This is a genomic window from Psychrobacter sp. TB20-MNA-CIBAN-0197 (genome assembly GCF_040309765.1).
Taxonomy (GTDB): Bacteria; Pseudomonadota; Gammaproteobacteria; order Pseudomonadales; family Moraxellaceae; genus Psychrobacter; species Psychrobacter submarinus.
Genome location: NZ_JBEOPC010001529.1, coordinates 1 through 229 on the forward strand (window position 1 = coordinate 1; position 229 = coordinate 229).

Here is a 229-nt window from a genome sequence, read left to right on the forward strand (position 1 = left end):
GGGCGGCGTTGATTAAGTACCATGGCGGCGTAATCAACAAGGGCGGCTTCATGAATACTAATATGCACACCATCTTGGTTTTTAAAGGTAAATGGCGTATGTACCAATGCGGCATCGTTTAATGGGGTGGTATTATATACATATTCGTAGCGATTCCAGCCGCGGGCAGGGATCCACCAAGCTGTCGCTGTGTGGCTGTTATTAACAGCAAACTCGGTAAGCTCTTTGG

General features: G+C 47.6%; 1 protein-coding gene. It reads right to left on the reverse strand.

Annotation, left to right across the window (positions count from 1 at the left end):
* Positions 1–229, reverse strand: a 229-nt coding sequence (locus AAEY83_RS19095; protein WP_351061873.1) for a glycoside hydrolase family 97 N-terminal domain-containing protein, incomplete at both ends; no start/stop codon positions are given.